This is a genomic window from Chloroflexota bacterium (assembly GCA_016235055.1).
Classification (GTDB): Bacteria; Chloroflexota; Anaerolineae; order JACRMK01; family JACRMK01; genus JACRMK01.
In genome coordinates this window covers 1-17,082 of sequence record JACRMK010000002.1, presented here as the reverse complement: position 1 = coordinate 17,082, position 17,082 = coordinate 1, and the positions used below count along the sequence as shown (strand labels likewise).

14 protein-coding genes are annotated in these 17,082 nt (G+C 65.4%); 10 read left to right on the top strand and 4 right to left on the bottom strand.

The genetic code is table 11. The features are described from left to right. Positions 1 to 129: 129 nt before the first annotated feature. Positions 130 to 1,566, top strand: a complete 1,437-nt coding sequence (locus HZB53_00380; protein ID MBI5876077.1) for a hypothetical protein — start codon at positions 130 to 132, stop codon at positions 1,564 to 1,566. A gap of 108 nt (positions 1,567 to 1,674) precedes the next feature. Here the strand turns inward: HZB53_00380 and HZB53_00375 are convergent, their stop codons facing one another. The 4 genes from HZB53_00375 to mvk form a co-directional block, all read right to left on the bottom strand. After that, positions 1,675 to 2,409: a methyltransferase domain-containing protein gene (locus HZB53_00375; GenBank protein ID MBI5876076.1), complete on the bottom strand. Its 735-nt coding sequence runs from the start codon at positions 2,407 to 2,409 to the stop codon at positions 1,675 to 1,677. Between the two features lie 25 nt (positions 2,410 to 2,434). Continuing rightward, on the bottom strand, positions 2,435 to 3,163 hold the full coding sequence (locus tag HZB53_00370) for a DUF4013 domain-containing protein (GenBank protein ID MBI5876075.1): 729 nt from the start codon (positions 3,161 to 3,163) through the stop codon (positions 2,435 to 2,437). Between the two features lie 88 nt (positions 3,164 to 3,251). After that, complete coding sequence (locus HZB53_00365) at positions 3,252 to 3,710, bottom strand: hypothetical protein (GenBank protein ID MBI5876074.1); 459 nt, start codon at positions 3,708 to 3,710, stop codon at positions 3,252 to 3,254. 588 nt (positions 3,711 to 4,298) lie between these two features. Beyond that, positions 4,299 to 5,231, bottom strand: coding sequence for a mevalonate kinase (mvk, locus tag HZB53_00360; protein MBI5876073.1), 933 nt, complete (start codon positions 5,229 to 5,231; stop codon positions 4,299 to 4,301). Positions 5,232 to 5,366: 135 nt separating this feature from the next. Between mvk and HZB53_00355 the strand changes: the two genes are divergently transcribed. The 9 genes from HZB53_00355 to HZB53_00315 all read left to right on the top strand — a co-directional run bounded on the left by HZB53_00355 (position 5,367) and on the right by HZB53_00315 (position 16,805). Beyond that, positions 5,367 to 6,752 (top strand): HlyC/CorC family transporter, encoded by a 1,386-nt coding sequence (locus HZB53_00355; protein ID MBI5876072.1) that lies wholly within the window; start codon positions 5,367 to 5,369, stop codon positions 6,750 to 6,752. Between the two features lie 6 nt (positions 6,753 to 6,758). Continuing rightward, positions 6,759 to 8,405, top strand: a complete 1,647-nt coding sequence (locus tag HZB53_00350; GenBank protein ID MBI5876071.1) for a hypothetical protein — start codon at positions 6,759 to 6,761, stop codon at positions 8,403 to 8,405. A 70-nt stretch (positions 8,406 to 8,475) separates the two neighbouring features. Beyond that, complete coding sequence (locus HZB53_00345) at positions 8,476 to 9,726, top strand: MFS transporter (protein MBI5876070.1); 1,251 nt, start codon at positions 8,476 to 8,478, stop codon at positions 9,724 to 9,726. A gap of 14 nt (positions 9,727 to 9,740) precedes the next feature. Then, the gene (locus tag HZB53_00340; protein ID MBI5876069.1) at positions 9,741 to 10,319 is read left to right on the top strand and encodes a gamma carbonic anhydrase family protein; all 579 of its coding nucleotides are present in this window, start codon (positions 9,741 to 9,743) and stop codon (positions 10,317 to 10,319) included. Positions 10,320 to 10,427: 108 nt separating this feature from the next. Then, positions 10,428 to 10,688 carry a DUF4160 domain-containing protein gene (locus tag HZB53_00335; GenBank protein MBI5876068.1) on the top strand — a complete coding sequence of 87 codons (261 nt, stop codon included), beginning with the start codon at positions 10,428 to 10,430 and terminating at the stop codon, positions 10,686 to 10,688. A gap of 9 nt (positions 10,689 to 10,697) precedes the next feature. After that, entirely contained in the window at positions 10,698 to 10,967 is a 270-nt protein-coding gene (locus tag HZB53_00330; protein MBI5876067.1) for a DUF2442 domain-containing protein, read from the top strand. A 90-nt stretch (positions 10,968 to 11,057) separates the two neighbouring features. Next, positions 11,058 to 13,733, top strand: a complete 2,676-nt coding sequence (acnA, locus tag HZB53_00325; protein ID MBI5876066.1) for an aconitate hydratase AcnA — start codon at positions 11,058 to 11,060, stop codon at positions 13,731 to 13,733. A 121-nt stretch (positions 13,734 to 13,854) separates the two neighbouring features. Then, positions 13,855 to 16,197: a YfhO family protein gene (locus HZB53_00320; GenBank protein MBI5876065.1), complete on the top strand. Its 2,343-nt coding sequence runs from the start codon at positions 13,855 to 13,857 to the stop codon at positions 16,195 to 16,197. An 8-nt stretch (positions 16,198 to 16,205) separates the two neighbouring features. Further along, positions 16,206 to 16,805, top strand: coding sequence for a GNAT family N-acetyltransferase (locus tag HZB53_00315; protein ID MBI5876064.1), 600 nt, complete (start codon positions 16,206 to 16,208; stop codon positions 16,803 to 16,805). Positions 16,806 to 17,082: the final 277 nt, after the last annotated feature.

Genomic DNA, 17,082 nt, shown 5'->3' with positions numbered 1-17,082 from the left:
CACTGTGCTCACAGGCGCCGGCAGCGCGCGTCTCTTGCAAGACCAGCGCGGCCGCGACAGCCAGTCTCCGCTCGGCCATCGCGCCGGGACTCGGTCTGGCGCCCATTCTTCCCGGAGGTATGTGTCATAGTGAAACACCATTTTGGTTTTGCCGTGTTAGTGGCTGCCGTCGCGGCGGTGATTCTGGTGATCACGCAGCCGGCGCCGGCCGTCCAGGCGCTGCCCGGCTACCAGTCGGACTGTTCATCGTGCCACGGCAGCGCCGGCAGCTACCCCGATACCGTCGGTGCGGTGCCCAGCGCCGCCGTCGTAGCGCCCGGCGCTCCATACAATGTCGCCATTTCCATGAGCCCGGCGATCAACGGCGCGAGCGGCACCGGTTACTGGATCGCCAACTCCACGGCGGGCGGCTCGGTGGGCGCGTCGACCGGCACGTTCGCCGGCGGCATGAATATGGGCGCGACGGGCAAGTGGAATGCGGCGATGACGGCGCCCACGACACCCGGTACCTATTACTACATCGTCTTCGGTCAGAGCGGCCCGTTCGGCGCTAGCGGTTCGACCGGCTACGCGCTGTACAGCATCGTCGTCGGCGCGGCAGCGACCAGCACGCCGACCAACACTCCGCTGCCGCCGACCGCAACGAGCACAAACACCCCGCTGCCGCCGACCGCAACGAGCACAAACACCCCGCTGCCGCCCAACTCGACGGCCACGGCCACCAACACGCCCGTCCCGCCGAGCGCGACGAGCACAAACACAGCGGTGCCGCCCAACTCGACAGCCACGGCGACCAACACGAGCGTGCCACCCAGCGCAACGCCGACGGCCACGGCGACCCGCGGAACGGCGACTGCTCAGCCGACCAAAACGCCGACCCCTGCTAAGACCCCGCCTCCACCAATCGGCGGCCGTGCGCTCTTCAGCACGCTTTGCGCGGCGTGCCACCTGCCGTCGTCGCCTGCCTATGTGGGCAAGGAAGTGTGTGACGCCTCGGCTTCCGATATCCGGGAGGCGATCAACGAGGTGCCGACGATGCAATTCCTAAAGGGCAAGTTATCGAAGGCCGGATTGAGCGCGCTCGCGTCGTATCTGAAGACGCTGCCATGCGGCGATGACGACACGCCGGAAACCCATCCGACCAAGACGCCGACGCCTGTCAAGCGCGTGGAGCCGACCAGGACGCCGACGCCTGTCAAGCGCGCAGAGCCGACCAAGACGCCGACGCCTGTCAAGCGCGCAGAGCCGACCAGGACGCCGACGTCCGTTAAGCCCGCGGAGCCAACCAGGACACCGGTTCCGTCCAGGACCGCGGTCCCGACGAGCACGCCGCCTCCGACCATCGGCGGCCGCGCGCTCTTCGACACCTTCTGCGCCACCTGCCACACGCCGGGATCGCCCGCCTTTGTGGGCAAGACGGTGTGCGGCGATTCGGCTTCCGACATTCAGGAAGCGATCAACGAAGTGCCGACGATGCAGTTCCTTAAGGGCAAGTTGTCAAGCGCCGGCATCTACGCCATCGCGTCGTATCTGAAGACGCAGACATGCGCGTCGTCGACCCGGTAATCATGCTGTAGTTTTGCCCGGCCGTTGCGGGCGCTGAAACAGAAAACCGACCAATCCCCACGGATGGCCGGTTTTCTGTGTTCCGCTATACGCGGCAAGCGCGACAGATCAGGCCGCCAGTTTCTCCAGGACGAGAAGGTGCGAGAGGCCGAAGATGCGCAGCGGGGTCGCCTCGAGCGCGTAGGTCACGTCGCGCAACGCGCGCCCGAGCGCGGGCCGCCGCGCCGCCAGGTTGTCGTAGCCGGGATAGACCTGCGTATGGGCGGCGACGCGCGCCGGCAACCCGTCCGCCAGCCGGCGAATCGAGCGGACGGTGTAGGTACGCACGTGCGGGGCCAGCCGGCTGCGCAGCAGATCCGGCAGATAGGGCACGAGCGGGATGTTGCCGAAGTGGTAGCGCCCGCGCCAGAAGATGCCGTGTGTCTCGAACGGCCAGCCGCGATTCGGCGCGAAGATGATGACGCGCCCGCCCGGCCGGACGACGCGCAGCGCCTCGGAGACCGTCAGCCGGTCGTCCTGCACGTGCTCGATCACCTCGTGCAGGAGCGCCATGTCGAATGTGCCGGATGCGAACGGCAGCGCTTCCGAGACGGACTGCGCCAGGGCGGGTGCGAGGCCCGCCCCGATGGGATGGCGTACGCGGTCGAACTCCACATCCACGCCGAACGCGCGCGCGCCGCGCGACGCAAACTGTGTGACATAGGCGCCAATGCCGCAGCCGATATCCAGCACGCGCGCGCCCGTCAGCGGCGCGTGGCGCTGGATCATCGCCAGCCGGCGGTCCTGCCCGGCGCGCCAGACGTAGCTGGGGTGGCCGCGCCGGATTGCGGGATCGTCGTTCATCAAGCGGGCTCGCGGGCGGGCCGCGTTACGCGACGGGCGCCAGCGCGTCGGCGGACGGCGGAAAGAGCTTGCGGCAGATCTGCCCGAGCAGATGCGCCTGCATAAACATTAGCCACGGCGCACCCACGAGAAAGCCGAGGCCGCAGGTGATGATGCCGATCAGCACCACGGCGAGATTCGCGACGAGCGTCGCCAGCCAGACCATAATGAAGTCACCCAGATGCTGCCGCACCAGCGCCCAGACTTCGCGCACGCGGAATGCACTGCTCAACTCGCCGGTGTTCAGATAGATCAGCGTCGCGGCGTTGGACAGCAGCCCGGCGATAACGCCGTACGCGGCCGCCACGCAGCCGAGGCAAATGAAGATGACCGGCAGCAGCGCCACGAACCCGGTTGCCGCGCCCGGGTCGCCTTTGGGCGACGACGCCGCGCTGGCGCCCGCGCCGATCGCCGTCGCGAACGCAAAGCCGCCCGCGCAGGCAGCCATCACGGCCACCGGCAGCATGTAGACGAAGCCGATCACCAGGGCGATGGCGCCGTGCTTGAGCTTGGTTTCCATGTCGTCCCAGCGCGGCAGTGGCAGCGCCTCGCCGCGCGCGACGTTGCGCGTCAACTCCAGCGTGTAGCCCATGACCAGCAGCAGCGGCAAGATCGGGATGATGCCGCTGGCGAACACCAGCAGCGCCGCAATCGCCAGCTTGGTGACCCACTCGGTGTCCTCGGTCAGGAATGTGAACGCCTTGCCGTATTCCATGCGGCCTCCATGATGATGAGGGTAAAAACAGACCGGAGCCGGCAAGGGTGCGCGCCGCTTGCCGGCTCCGGCATTCATGCGCTACGGCTTACTTCTTAACGACGAGGCTATAGATTGCACCGCCAATCGCTGCCAGGATGGCGCTAACGATCGCGGAGACGATGCCACCGATTACAATTCCAATAGCGGTTGCCACCAGAGCTCCGCCGACATCGCCGTTGATCGCCGTGGAGAGGCCGGTCATTATAGCGCTAACGACCGCAGAGACTGCGCCTGTAATCGCTCCTGCAATGGCACCATCGACGGCATCTTGTGCTGTGTTACCTGCTGGACGGCCTGCCTGACGGCCCAGCATCACCGAGTAGGCGCCAATGGCGAATGGCAGCAAGAACCCCACCAATCCAGTGATCGGGCCCACCAGACAGATCAATGGCGCCAGAAGTAGGAGTATAAGCCCGTTGACGAACCCCAAAATCGCCCCAACAACGGCACCTGTTATGCCGGCCTTGGTCGTTGAGGGAACTAGCTCGAATTTCATCGAATTCATCGTGTCCTCCATGCTGAACTTGAGATAGGATGGTATCCAACCGCACGGCAGATGGCCGCCACCGCGAACCCGGGCGCGCGCGGGGCCGAACGGCAACCATACGCAATGCGGCACAGCAGGGACCGCCGGCAGGCCGCCCGTCGCGGGGCAATCCTGTCGAAACGCGCGGAACTAATTAGGAGACGCCGCGCAAACTGTCGCCATTATACCGCAAGCGCGAACGCGCTTCAATCGCCCGATTCTGGTGATTACCCACAGCGACCAGACCTCGCGGGTTTTCAAAACCCGCGAGGTCTACCCGAAACGGGTAATCATCAGCCCGCCTGCGCCGGGGCGCGCATTCGCGCCTGGCAATCGGGAAACTGCCCGGCGCACAGGTCAGAGACCTGTCCCTACGGCATGGGGCCACAGGCGCACAACCTTGACCGGTGGAAGCGCGTGGTCGACTGGTTTGTGAAGCGGCTGATCGAGAGCCAGAAAAAGCGATCCGCGAATAACACGAATCTTCGCGAATAGGGCATCTATTCGTGTCGATTCGCGTTATTCGCGGATTTGTCCTTTGCAGTTCCGCCCGATTGTGGCGCGTCCCTACCTTCCCACCTCCGACACCAGCACCGCTTTGGCCCCCGCCGCCGTGAGCGCCGCCTGCACGGCGGCCTGCGTCGCCGCATCGACCAGCGCGATCATGCAGCCGCCGCGCCCGCCGCCGGACAGCTTCGCGCCGGACGCGCCTGCGCCTTTCGCCGCCGCGATCAACCGCTCCAGTTCCGGCGATGAAACGCCGATCTCCCGCAGGTGCGCCTGGTTGGCGTCCATCAGCGGTCCGAGGCGTTCGAGGCGCCCGTACTCGATCGCGTCGCGTGCCTGCTCGACCAGTTTGCCAATCGCGTCGAAGATCGCCTCATAGCGCGCCGGTTCGGCCTGCCACGCCGCGCGCACATCGCCCACCGCCACCTTCGTCTCGCTCGGCACGCCGGTATCGACGATGACCAGTCTGAACGGCCGCGCCACCCGCAGCCGCTGCGGCGGCTGCCCGCGCACGAAGTAGACCGGCGCTTCGTACGCGATGATCGTGTTATCCACGCCGCTCGGCGTGCCGTGATACAGCTTCTCCGTCTCGAACACCAGCGCCGATACCTGGGCCGCGTTCAGCGTGTGCCCGTAGTGCGCGGCCAGCGCGCGCACGATCGCCGTTGACACGGCTGTGCCGCTGCCAAGCCCGCGCGCAATCGGGATCGTCGAGCGGATCGTCAGCAGGAAGTTCGGCGGCGCCTCTTCGCCGAGCTTCGCCAGCGTCGTGTGGACGATGTGTGCGATGGCGTGGCCGTCGCCCAGCTCGTCGAGCGTCCAGACGGCGTCGAGATCTTCCGCGACGATCGTCGCGCCGCCGGTGCCTTCGCGGATTTCGGCTGTAGCCGCGATCTGCGCCAGCGGCACGCCGAGCGCCGGACGCCCGTAGACGACGGCATGTTCGCCGGCGAGGATCGCCTTGCCGCACGCGCGGCCAGTGTGGAATCGCATAGCGCAAGTATAGCACAGCGGCGCGCCGCCGAATGGCAGCGGCCAGACCCGAAGGGTCTTATACGTTTCATCCACGATTGCTGCTAACCCATCCAAAACCCTTCGGGTCTATGCCGCTCTGGTATAATTCGTTCTGTGGATACTGTCATCGTACGCCTGCTTGGCGTGCTCTTCTTGCTGCTGATGAACGGATTCTTCGTCGCCGTCGAGTTTGCGGCGGTCAGCGCGCGCCGCTCGCGCATCGATCAACAGGCGGAATCCGGCGCGGTCGGCGCCAGGCGCGCCCAGCGCATGTTGGGCGACACCGACCGGGTGCTGGCGGCCTCACAGCTTGGCATCACGATGGCCAGCCTGGCGCTCGGCTGGGTGGGCGAGCCGTTCGTCGCCGATCTGATCGAGCCGCCCCTGAGCGGATTGCCGATTGGCCAGTGGGTCAGCGTCAAGGACGTGGCGCACGCCGCCAGCGCGGTGATCGCGTTTACGGCGATTACGGCGCTGCACATTGTCATCGGTGAGCAGGCGCCGAAGGTCTGGGCGATCCGCAACGCCGAGCGCGTCATCACGATGGCCTCCGTGCCGATGATCGCCTTCGACCGGCTGTTCCGCCCGTTCATCTATGTGCTCGATCACGCGACGGAGTGGGTGCTCAAGCTGTTCGGCACGCAACCGATCAGCGGCCACCGCGTCTATCACTCGGTCGAGGAGTTGAAGCAACTGGTCAGCGACAGCCAGGAAGGCGGCGTGCTCGAAGCGAGCGAAGAAGAGATGATTCACAACGTCTTCGAGTTCGCCGACCGCCAGGTGAGCGAGGCGATGGTGCCGCGCCCGGACATCGCCGGGCTGGAGGCGACGGCGACGCTCAATGAATTCCTGACCCTGTTCTCGGAGTCGCACTTCAGCCGCTACCCGCTCTACGAGGGCGACCTCGACAACATCATCGGCTTCGTCACGATCAAGGACGTGCTGAACTTCCTCGCCTCGGAAGGCCCGGCCGCGCGCCAGCAGCCGGCTGTGCAGTTGATGCGCCCGGCCATGCATGTGCCGGAGTTCAAGCAGGTCGGCGACCTGTTTGAGGAAATGAAGACGCAAGGCATCTCGCTGGCGGTCATCGTGGACGAGTACGGCGGCACAGCCGGCATCGTGACACAGGGCGGCATCCTCGAAGTGCTGGTCGGGCGGCTGCGCGACGAAGCGGAGGACGACGAGCCGGAGGTCAGCCAACTCGACGAGTTGACCGCCGAGGTGGACGCCCAGTTGCGCATCGAGGAAGTCAACGAGGAACTCAAGACCGACCTGCCGGAGCACGACGCCTACGAAACACTGGCCGGGCTGATCCTGTTTCAGCTGCAGCGCATCCCCGCCAGCGGCGAGCGGCTAACCATCGGCGCTGTGCAGTTGACGATCAAAGAGATGCAGGGCGCCAAGATCGAAAAGGTCGAGGTCAAGCGCACTGACCCGGCGCCGGCGGCGAAGACAGGCGACGAGCAGGTCGTGGCCAGCCGTCTGACGCGGGAGTCATAGCTAGGCATGCCAAGACCCTCCCTGAAGGTCGGCACAGCCTGGAACCTTGTGGTCATCGGTTCGGCGCTCGTTTCGTACTGGGCTATCACAGCGCTGATCGTCGCTCGTGCCATGGACGCCACGGGGGGTCGCCTTGTATACCCCCTGGACGACACCTACACTCACATGGCAATCGCCCGGCACGCCGCCGAAAATGGTGTATGGGGCGTGACCGTGCATGAGTTCTCGTCGTCATCGTCATCGCCGCTTTGGGTTTTTCTGCTCTTTGGCATATACCGGGTTGCTGGTACGGGCGATGTCTGGCCTCTTGCGCTCAACCTGGTGTTCGGAACGTCGTTGCTGGTGTCTGTTGGGTGGGCGTTGGGTCACAGTTGCCCCGTTGTTGGCCGTGCCGTAACCTTGGGCGCTGTGCTGCTGGCCGTTCCACTGCCGCTCCTCACCTTCGAGGCGATGGAGCACGTCCTGCATGCGTTTCTCTTGCTTCTGTTTGTATACCTGGTTTCAGGACGGCTGGTGAGCGATGCCATGCCGGAGTTCAAAACGGACATCGCCATTCTGGTGATTGCCGCACTGTCTTCTGCCGCGCGCTATGAAAGCCTCTTCGCCATCGGCATCGCGGTCGTCTTGCTGGTTGCCCGTGGCCGCTGGCGCTATGCCATGGCGCTTGCCGCGTCTGCGGTGACCTTGATCGGCATTTATGGCCTATGGTCTGTTTCAAATGGATGGCCCCTGCTCCCGACTTCGGCTTTGCTGAAGGGGTATCGGCCGGAGCTATCCATAACGGGGATCTCAACAACACTCCTGGGCTCGCGCGCGCTGATCAATCTGGCCAACAACCCGGTGGCATGGACTGTGCTTTTGGCCGGCATCATCGTGCTGGTTTGCTCCCGTCATCCCCGGCCATGGAAGCGGGGCCGCTATGCATTGGTGCTGGCGTGCGGCACGGTCATTCTCCACGCTGAGTTCGCTATCCTCGGATGGTTTTTCCGCTACGAGGCCTATCTCGTCTGTCTGGTCATCATAGGCATTGCGCTGGTGCTCAGAGAAGAGCCCCGGCTGGCATTTTCCTTCCCGGCTACGCGGCAGGCGCGGCTGCGTGCCGGTATCATCATGGCGGTCGTGCTGGTGCTGTCTGTTCCGTTTGGATATCGTGTGCGCAACGCGCTGCGCGACGGCCCGCCGGCCTCCCGCGAGATCTACCAGCAGCAATGGCAGATGAGCGCCTTCCTTGACGAGTATTATCGTGACCAGACGGTGGCCATCAACGACATTGGCGTCATTGGATACAGAACCCCGGTGAAGTACATTGACCTGTTCGGTCTGGCCAGCCGGGATGTGGCGCTGTTGAAATTGGCCGAGCGCTATGATCGCCAGAACATGGCGGAGATCGTCGCGCGCGAGCATGTTTCCGTCGCGCTAATCTATGACCCGTGGTTTGCAAGTCTGAACTCCGGGGGTACGGTGCTCGGCTGGGCGCGCGTGGGGCAGTGGCGTTTGCCGACGCAGGTTGTCGTCGGCAATAGTACTGTCTCGATATATGCCGTGGATCCGACGCGGCGGCAGGAACTCGTTCGAAACCTGCGCGCGTTTATGTTCAGGTTGCCGCCCGAAGTCGCCCAGAGCGGCGAGTACACGCTGGCGTCATCCAATTGATTGCTCTGGGTCGGCAAATGGCGCCCGGTCTTCTCTGCATCATCGCCACGCGCAGTTCAACACTCCACCTATGAACGTGTTTCGCAAAGACTGGCTCGACTCGGTCCCGCCCGACGCATTGCGGCTCTGCCTGTCGACCTTCCTGACCTCGCTGCCGATCGGCTATTTGACGATTGTCTTGCCGATCTACTTTAACAAGATTGGCATCAATCCTGCTGACATCGGCGGGCTGTATACTGTCAGCAGTATCGTCAGCGCGATCCTGCTGATCGTATTCGGTGTTGTCGCCGACCGCCTGGGCCGCAAGCCGTTTGTCATCATCGGGCTGGCGCTGCCTATGATCTCGTATGTGCTGTTCCTGGTGACAACCGATGTGACCGTTCTGACATTGGCGGCCGGCATCGGTGGCGTCGGGCTGGCGAACGGCGTGGCTGGCGCGCTTTCCGGCGCGGGCTTTAACGCGTTGCTGGCCGAGAAGACGACCGAGGCCAACCGCACCTACGTCTTCAGTCTGGGCAGCGCCGCGTGGACGGTTGCGTTGATGGTCGGGTCGCTGCTGGCGGGACTGCCGGAGTTCTTGCAGGCCAACTTCGGCTGGGCGGTCGCCGCCTCGTACCATCCGCTGTTCTGGATATCGCTCGGCGTGACCGCATTCGGCGTGCTTGCCGTCGCGCCGGTCAGCGAGGCGCACAAGCCGAGCGCCGGGCAAGGCTGGCGCGCATTGGCGCCGCACCGCTCGGCCGGTAACATCGCTAAATTGTCGCTATTCATGGGGCTGATCGGTCTTGGCCTCGGATTCAGCATCCAGCTCATGTCGCTCTGGTTCTACCTGCGCTTCGGCGTCAGCGGCGACTTCCTCGGCCCGTTCTATGCACTGGGCGAGGGGCTGTCGGTCACGGCGGTGTATATTGTCCCGCGCCTCACGCGCGCGCTCGGCACGGCGAAGACGCTGATCCTGACGCAGGGCATCGCCTCGTTGGTGCTGGCCGGCATGGTCATCGCGCCGACGCCGGCGTTTGCCGCCCTCCTGTACCTCATGCGACAGTACTTGATGAATCTCGCATGGCCGGCGCAGCAGTCGTACATCATGGGCGCGGTCGATCCGGCCGAACGCGCCACCGCCAGCAGCCTGACGTTCGGCGCATGGAGCTTCGCGAACGCGGCCAGCCCGCGCCTGGCCGGTGAATGGCTCAGCCAGGGGCGGCTCGAGTTGCCGATCCTGGCGGGTGTGGCGTCGTATCTGCTGTCCGTCGGCAGCTTCTGGCTGTTCTTCCGCCGCACGCACCTGCCGGTTGACGCAGAACCCGCGCCGGTATCCTGATCTGGAGACTCCGCATGACTGAACGCTCCCACAACCTCGACCGGTCGCGCGCGCAGATCGACCCGTCGTGCTTCATCGCGCCGAACGCCATCGTCATCGGCGATGTGACCATGGGGGCGGACGCGTCGGTCTGGTATGCGTGTGTGCTGCGCGGCGATGTCGCGCCGATCCGTATTGGTGAGCGCACCAACATCCAGGACGGCACCGTCATCCATGCCGACCCCGGCTATCCGACCACGGTCGGCAACGATGTCACGGTGGGCCATGGAGCGATCGTACACGGCGCGACGGTCGAGGATGGCGCGCTGATCGGCATTCGCGCGACGTTGCTGAACGGCTGCGTCATCGGCGCGGGCTCGGTCATCGGTGCGGGCGCGCTCGTGCCGGAAGGCATGGTCGTGCCGCCCAACTCGGTCGTGCTCGGCGTGCCGGGTAAGGTCGTGCGCCCGGTCGACGAGAAACTAGCCGAGCGCAACCGGCGCGGCGCGGCGGGCTATGTGCGTAACGCGCAGGCGCACCGCGCGGTGTGGGAGAGACAACGGACGCTGGTCGGCGGCCTCACGCCGCCGACCGATGAGCGCAGCGGGGCATGAGGCCCCGCTGCATCGAACGGACAAACGGACGAAGGTCGCACGGCGGGATGACAGGGTTACGCGGCGCGCGCGCCAACTGTCGTATAATAACGGATAGGTAGCCGTTTCATGCCACGGATAAGCCAGTTCTTTGGCATTGTAATTGCCATGTATCATAGCGATCATGCGCCGCCGCACTTCCATGTGAAGTATGCGGAGTTCATGGCTGTGGTGGAAATCGACACATTGGACATCCGCGAGGGGCAAATACCACGCCGGGCGCTGAATATGGTGTTAGAATGGGCTGCGCTTCATAGGGCAGCACTGCGTTTGGATTGGGAAAAGGCACAAGCAGGTCTGCCGTTGGACTGGATAGAGCCGCTTGATTGAAAGGGTGTTATGGCCATAGTGGTGGCGGTGAAGGCGCTGGAGCTCTACCGGGTATGGCTGAAGTTCTCGACGGGCGAAGAACGGGTCGTGGATTTGCTCCCATTGATGCGAGGGCCGATCTTTGAGCCGATGCGATCCAACGCCGATTATTTCCGCACCGTGCGCGTTGACTCGGAATTAGGCACGATCGTATGGGAGAATGGCGCCGATTTGGATCCGGACGTGTTGTACGGTAGCCATCAACCGGCATGGATGGATGCCGAGCGGACACCGGTGTAATGCGCGGGTGAACGGCCCGACAACCTGTCTGGTCTGAACGAGTAGAACGCAGCACGATTACATCTCAAAATCACAAGGATGCACAACCTCATGTCCACCAAGAACTCGTTTTCCGCCCAGGCCAAACTGGGCGACCTGACGTACTACCGGCTCGACGCCCTGCAGAAGTCCGGCGTCGCGCCCAACCTCGACCGCCTGCCGTTCTCGATCCGGGTGATGCTCGAGAACGTCCTGCGCAACGAAGACGGCTACATCGTCAGCGCCGACGACGTGCGCACGATGGCCGGCTGGGACGCGCGCAACCCGCAGCAGGTCGAGGTCCCGTTCCTGCCGGCGCGCGTCGTCATGCAGGACTTCACGGGCGTGCCGGCGGTCGTCGACCTCGCCGCGATGCGCGACGCCATGCGCCGCCTCGGCAAAGACCCGCGCAAGATCAACCCGCTCGTGCCGGTTGATCTGATCATCGACCACTCCGTACAGATCGACTTCTTCGGCTCGACGCTCTCGCTGCAGCGCAATGCCGACCTCGAGTTCGAGCGCAACGCCGAGCGCTACGAGTTCCTGGCCTGGGCGCGCCAGGCGTTCGACAACTTCCGCGTCGTGCCGCCCTCGACTGGCATCATCCACCAGGTCAATCTGGAATACCTGTCGCAGGGCATCTTCGTGCGCGATGGCGTCATCTGCCCCGACACGCTCGTCGGCACCGACTCGCACACGACGATGATCAACGGGCTCGGCGTCGTCGGCTGGGGCGTCGGCGGCATCGAGGCCGAGGCCGTCATGCTCGGCCAGCCGATCTACACGCTGACGCCGCGCGTGGTCGGTTTCAAGCTGTCCGGCAAGCTGCGCGACGGCATCACCGCCACCGATCTGGTGCTGACCTGCACGCAGATGCTGCGCAAGAAGAACGTGGTCGACCAGTTCGTCGAGTTCTACGGCCCCGGCATCAGCGCGCTCAGCCTGCCCGACCGCGCGACGATCGGCAATATGGCGCCCGACTACGGCGCGACGATGGGCTTCTTCCCGGTCGACGCCGAGACCGTCAGCTTCCTGCGCCGCACGAACCGCGCCAAGTCGGCTGACCTGCTCGAGGCGTATGCCAAGGCGAACCACCTGTTCCGCACCGACAGCACGCCCGACCCCGAATTCACCGATACGCTCGCGCTCGACCTGGCGTCCGTCGAGCCGTCGCTGGCCGGTCCCAAGAACCCCGAAGCGCGCGTCGCGCTCGCCGACATGAAGAAGTCGTTCGCGGCGTCGCTCACCGCGCCGATCAAGAACAGCGGCTATGCCCTGCCCGCCGACAAGCTCGCCAACAAGGCGGTCATCAAGGACAATGGCAAGTCGTACGAGTTGAAGCACGGCGCGGTCATCATCGCGGCGATCACGTCGTGCACGAACACCTCGAACCCGAGCGTCATGCTCGGCGCGGGGCTGGTCGCCAAGAAGGCGGTCGAGAAGGGGCTGACGGTCGCGCCGCAAGTCAAGACGAGCCTCGCACCCGGCTCCAAAGTCGTCGCCGAGTACCTGAACGAATCCGGCCTGCAGCCGTACCTTGACCAGTTGGGCTTCAACGTCGCGGCGTTCGGCTGCACGACCTGCATCGGCAACAGCGGCCCGCTGCCGGAAGCGATCGCGCAAGCGATCACCGACAGCCAGTTGGTCGCCGCGGCAGTGCTGTCCGGCAACCGCAACTTCGAAGGGCGCGTCAACCCGTTCGCGCAGGCCAACTACCTCGCCTCGCCGCCGCTGGTCGTGGCGTACGCGCTGGCCGGCCGCGTCGATATCGACCTGACGACCGAGCCGCTCGGCGCCGGCAAGGACGGCCAGCCGGTCTACCTGAAGGATATCTGGCCGAGCACGCAGGAAGTCAACGCGACGATGGCGCGCTCGCTCAAGCCGGAGCATTTTGCCACTCAGTACGGCAACGTGTTCGACGGCAACGAGCGCTGGAACGCCATCAGCGGCATCACCGGCGACCTGTTCAAGTGGAACGACTGGTCGACCTACATCCAGAACCCGCCGTACTTCGAGCACACGGCGCTCTCCGTCGGCACGATCGCACCGATCAAGGGCGCGCGCGTGCTCGGCCTGTTCGGCGACAAGGTGACGACCGACCACATCTCGCCGGCCGGCAACATCGCCAAGGGCGGCCCGGCGGCGAAGTATCTGGAAGATCACGACGTGGCGCCGCGCGATTTCAACCAGTACGGCACGCGGCGCGGAAACCACGAAGTCATGATGCGCGGCACGTTCGCCAACATCCGCATCAAGAACCTGATGCTGGGCGGCAAAGAAGGCGGTCTGACGGTCTTCGACGGCCAGGAGCTGTCGATCTACGACGCCGCCATGAAGTACAAGGCGGCCGGCACGCCCGTGATCGTGCTGGGCGGCAAAGAGTACGGCACCGGCTCCAGCCGCGACTGGGCGGCCAAAGGCCCGTACCTGCTCGGCGTGCGCGCCGTGATCGCGGAGTCGTTCGAGCGCATCCACCGCAGCAACCTGGTCGGCATGGGCGTCCTGCCGCTCGTCTTCACCGGCGGGCAGAACGCCGCGTCGCTCGGACTCGACGGTTCGGAGCAGTTCGACATCGAGGTGCCGGCCGACCTGAAGCCGCGCCAATCGATCGCGGTCACCGCGACGAAGAAGGACGGCGCGCCGGTGAAGTTCGCGACGATGGCGCGTGTCGACACGCCGGTCGAAGTGGACTACTACCGCAACGGCGGCATCCTGCAGACGGTCCTGCGCCGGCTGGCGAGCGAGTAGGCAACCAGGCAGATGAAGCGGGGATGGGTACAATCCATCCCCGCTTTTTTGTTGTCTGCCGGGCTTCATGCATCGGCAATATGCTACAATCAGCCTATCCTGGACACCGGATCAGAACCGCATGACGCGACTGCGACAAATCTCCCTGCCGGCGCTGCTGGCATTCCTCCTGCCGCCGTTCTTTTATCCCGAGCAACTGCTGTTCGGGCAGTCGTTCTACTTCATGGACCTCGCGTGGTTCCATTACCCGCTCCGCGCGTACATCGCCGACCTGTGGCGCTCCGGCACGCTGCCGCTCTGGAATCCGTATTCGTGGATGGGCTTTCCGCTGCTCGCGGAATCCGAAGCGGGCGCGCTGGGCATCGTCAATGCCGTGTTTCTGCTGCCGATCGAGACCTGGCAGGCGCTGAACCTGCTCGTATTACTGCACGCAGCGGTCGCGGGTCTCTGCGCGTATGCGCTGGCGCGCCAGTGCGGCGCCAGCCCGTGGGCGTCGCTGCTCGCCGCGCTATCGTATGCCGGCGGCGGCTGGCTGACGGCCGAACTGACGAACCTGAACATCATGATCGGCGCGGCGTGGGCGCCACTGATCGGCGCGCTGCTCCTGCACGCCATCGAACGACGCAGCGCGCGGACCGCCATCCTCGCGGGCATCGTATTTGCATTGCAGATCACGTCGGCGCACCCGCAGATGCCGTACTATACCATCATCCTGTTCGGGGCATTCACGGCCTGGGGGCTATACCAGCGCCGGCAATCCGAGCGCAGCCGTGGCGTGCCGCTCTGGCGTATCGCCGGCGAGAGCGGCGCACTGGCGGCTCTGGCAGGCGCGATTGGGATCGGCTTAAGCGCGCCGCAGTGGCTGACCGGCCTCGAATTACTCTCGCTCTCGCGCCGCGCGCAGGGCTTGCCGGAGCAGGCACAGCAGATGCTCTCGCTGCCGCCCGTGAATGTGCTGGCGCTGATCTTCCCGCGTCTGTTCCTGCTCCCTACGGCAACCTGGCGCACAACCGGCATCTTCGACGAGTTTCACTTCTACCTCGGCCTCATCCCGCTCGTGTGCCTCGCGGCGGCCGCGCTGCGCCGCGACCGCCCCGTCGTGCTGTTCGCTTTCCTTCTCGCGGCCCTGTCGGCGGTGCTGGCGCTCGGTCACTTCACGCCGGTGTACGCGATCGCCTCGGGCCTGCCGTTGCTATCGTCGTTCCGCATCCCCGCGCGCTGGTTGTTCATTACGTCCGTCGCCGCCATCATCCTCATCGGTCACGGCGCCGACGGCCTGCTGGCGCTGGCACGCGATCCGTCAGCCCGGCCACAACTGCTGCGCCTGCGGCGCATGTTGACGATACTCTATCTGGCACTGGCGCTGACCGTGCCGTTCGCGCTCGTCGCGCGGCCGCCAGATGACGCGGCACTCAAGCAGGAAGATGTGTTCAGTATCGAGCGTGTGACCACGCGCGAGCAGGTTGTCGCGCGACTGCCCGGCGAGGCGATTGCGTTTGCGCTCCTTGGCGGCGCGGCGCTGGCGGCGTTCTGGGCGCTCACTCTGCGTCCGGCGGCGCGCGGCCCGGCCGCCGCATTGCTCGTCATTGCCGGAATCGACCTGTGTGGCGCGAGCGGCGCGGTGGGGATCGCGCCGTCGTACTGGGACGGCGCGCGCCCGCTCGCCGAGTTTGTGAAGCAGAACGATCCCTGTGCGCGCATCTTCTCGACCGGCGGCTACCTCGACGTGGTGCCGCGCCTCGGCGACGCCGAGCCGGCCGGTTGGCGCGTCCTGGCCAGTTCGGGCGAAAATGATCTGCCACTGGGCTTGCAGCGCACCGAAGACCTGCTCACGGCCGGAACGTTCCTCCAGTACCTGCGCCTGACGAGCACGCACTGGCTTGTCATACCGCGCGAACTGCCCAAAGTCGTGAACCGCCATGCCAGGATCGGGCAGGCAACGGCGGCCGGATTGTCGCGCGTGTGGCAATCGGACGCGCTGAACGTGTACGAAGTGCCCGACCCGTTGCCGCGCGTGTTTGTCGTGTACGACGTCACAGCAGCCGATACGCGCGAGGCGGCGCTGGCCTGGCTGGCCAATCCGCAGAGCGATGTGCAGAATGCGGCCGTGGTCGAGGACGCTTTGTCGCTATTGAAGCCGCGCACCGGTTTGCGCGCGACGCCGGCACGCTTGCGCTCGTACGGGGCGCTGGACGTGCAGGTCGAGGCTGACGCGCAGGCGCCCGGTTTGCTCGTGCTGACCGACGTATTGTATCCCGGCTGGCGCGTGTGGGTGGATGGCGTCGAGCAGCCGATCGTGCGCGCAGACTACCTGTTCCGGGGCGTGTGGATTGGGGCCGGCTCGCACCAGGTGGCGTTCCGCTTTGAGTCCGGCGTCTTTTTGCTCGGTGCGCTGGTGAGCGGCATCACGGCGGCAACGGCGTTGGTCGGCTGGGCCATTGCACCGCGTATGGCGCGGAGATAGCGGACGCCATGCCGATCGAGATCCTGCCGGCCGGAATGGGCGACGTCGAGGGCATCGCGCGCCTGCACCGCACCGTGCTCGGCTACACGCTCAACGGCGAACTGGGTGAGGCGCACCTGCGGCGGTTGTACCGCGGACTGCTCATCTCGCCGCACGGCGTCCTCTTTCGCGCGCACGATACGGACGCGGATGGGCAGCCGGTCGTCGGGTTTGTCAGCGGCGCCGACGATGCGGCCGCGTTGCAGGTTGACCTGATCCGCACGCCGGGCACCCGCATCGCGCTGAGCCTCGCGTGGGGTTTGGTGCGGCGGCCGTGGCTGGTCGGCAAGCTGATTACGCAGACGTTGATCAACCGGCCGGTGCTGCACCAGGGGAGTATCGTGACGGCGACGCTGACGACGGTCGGCGTGCGACCCGACTACGGGCGTCGCGGCATCGGGCACCAGCTTGTGCAGGCCCTGCAAGCCGCCTTCCGCGCGCGCGGTGTGCGCGCCTTCCACCTGAACACGCTTAACACCAACACCTATGCGCGCGCGTTCTACCGCGAACTGGGCGGGCGGTTGGTGCGTACCTTCCGCGGCAACGATATCTACCTGTTTGAGCTGTAGCCCCGCACAAACGGCCACTGGTTGGCGGCCGAAGGGCATACCGGCGAGCCGACGGATCTCGTGACCCTGTCATGCCGGCGTGTCGTAAGCCGGCATCCAGATCGGCATGCGGCAAGCGTGCAGGCCATGGGAACCGCGCCTGGATTCCGGCTCCCATGGAAATAGGCAACTCCAGGCGTAGGGCCAGGTCTTTGACCTGGCTAACTGGACGGGTCAAAGACCCGTCCCTACAACGACACGCCCATTTCCATGCGCGAGTGTGCGTCCCTGGCGCATC

What these genes read in the sequence shown, in the direction of transcription:
- HZB53_00375 (MBI5876076.1), bottom strand. Translation starts at nt 2,409, where the DNA reads ATGAACGACGATCCCGCAATCCGGCGCGGCCACCCCAGCTACGTCTGG.
- HZB53_00370 (MBI5876075.1), bottom strand. Translation starts at nt 3,163, where the DNA reads ATGGAATACGGCAAGGCGTTCACATTCCTGACCGAGGACACCGAGTGG.
- HZB53_00365 (MBI5876074.1), bottom strand. Translation starts at nt 3,710, where the DNA reads ATGAATTCGATGAAATTCGAGCTAGTTCCCTCAACGACCAAGGCCGGC.
- mvk (MBI5876073.1), bottom strand. Translation starts at nt 5,231, where the DNA reads ATGCGATTCCACACTGGCCGCGCGTGCGGCAAGGCGATCCTCGCCGGC.
- HZB53_00350 (MBI5876071.1), top strand. Translation starts at nt 6,759, where the DNA reads ATGCCAAGACCCTCCCTGAAGGTCGGCACAGCCTGGAACCTTGTGGTC.
- HZB53_00345 (MBI5876070.1), top strand. Translation starts at nt 8,476, where the DNA reads ATGAACGTGTTTCGCAAAGACTGGCTCGACTCGGTCCCGCCCGACGCA.
- HZB53_00340 (MBI5876069.1), top strand. Translation starts at nt 9,741, where the DNA reads ATGACTGAACGCTCCCACAACCTCGACCGGTCGCGCGCGCAGATCGAC.
- HZB53_00335 (MBI5876068.1), top strand. Translation starts at nt 10,428, where the DNA reads ATGCCACGGATAAGCCAGTTCTTTGGCATTGTAATTGCCATGTATCAT.
- HZB53_00330 (MBI5876067.1), top strand. Translation starts at nt 10,698, where the DNA reads ATGGCCATAGTGGTGGCGGTGAAGGCGCTGGAGCTCTACCGGGTATGG.
- acnA (MBI5876066.1), top strand. Translation starts at nt 11,058, where the DNA reads ATGTCCACCAAGAACTCGTTTTCCGCCCAGGCCAAACTGGGCGACCTG.
- HZB53_00320 (MBI5876065.1), top strand. Translation starts at nt 13,855, where the DNA reads ATGACGCGACTGCGACAAATCTCCCTGCCGGCGCTGCTGGCATTCCTC.
- HZB53_00315 (MBI5876064.1), top strand. Translation starts at nt 16,206, where the DNA reads ATGCCGATCGAGATCCTGCCGGCCGGAATGGGCGACGTCGAGGGCATC.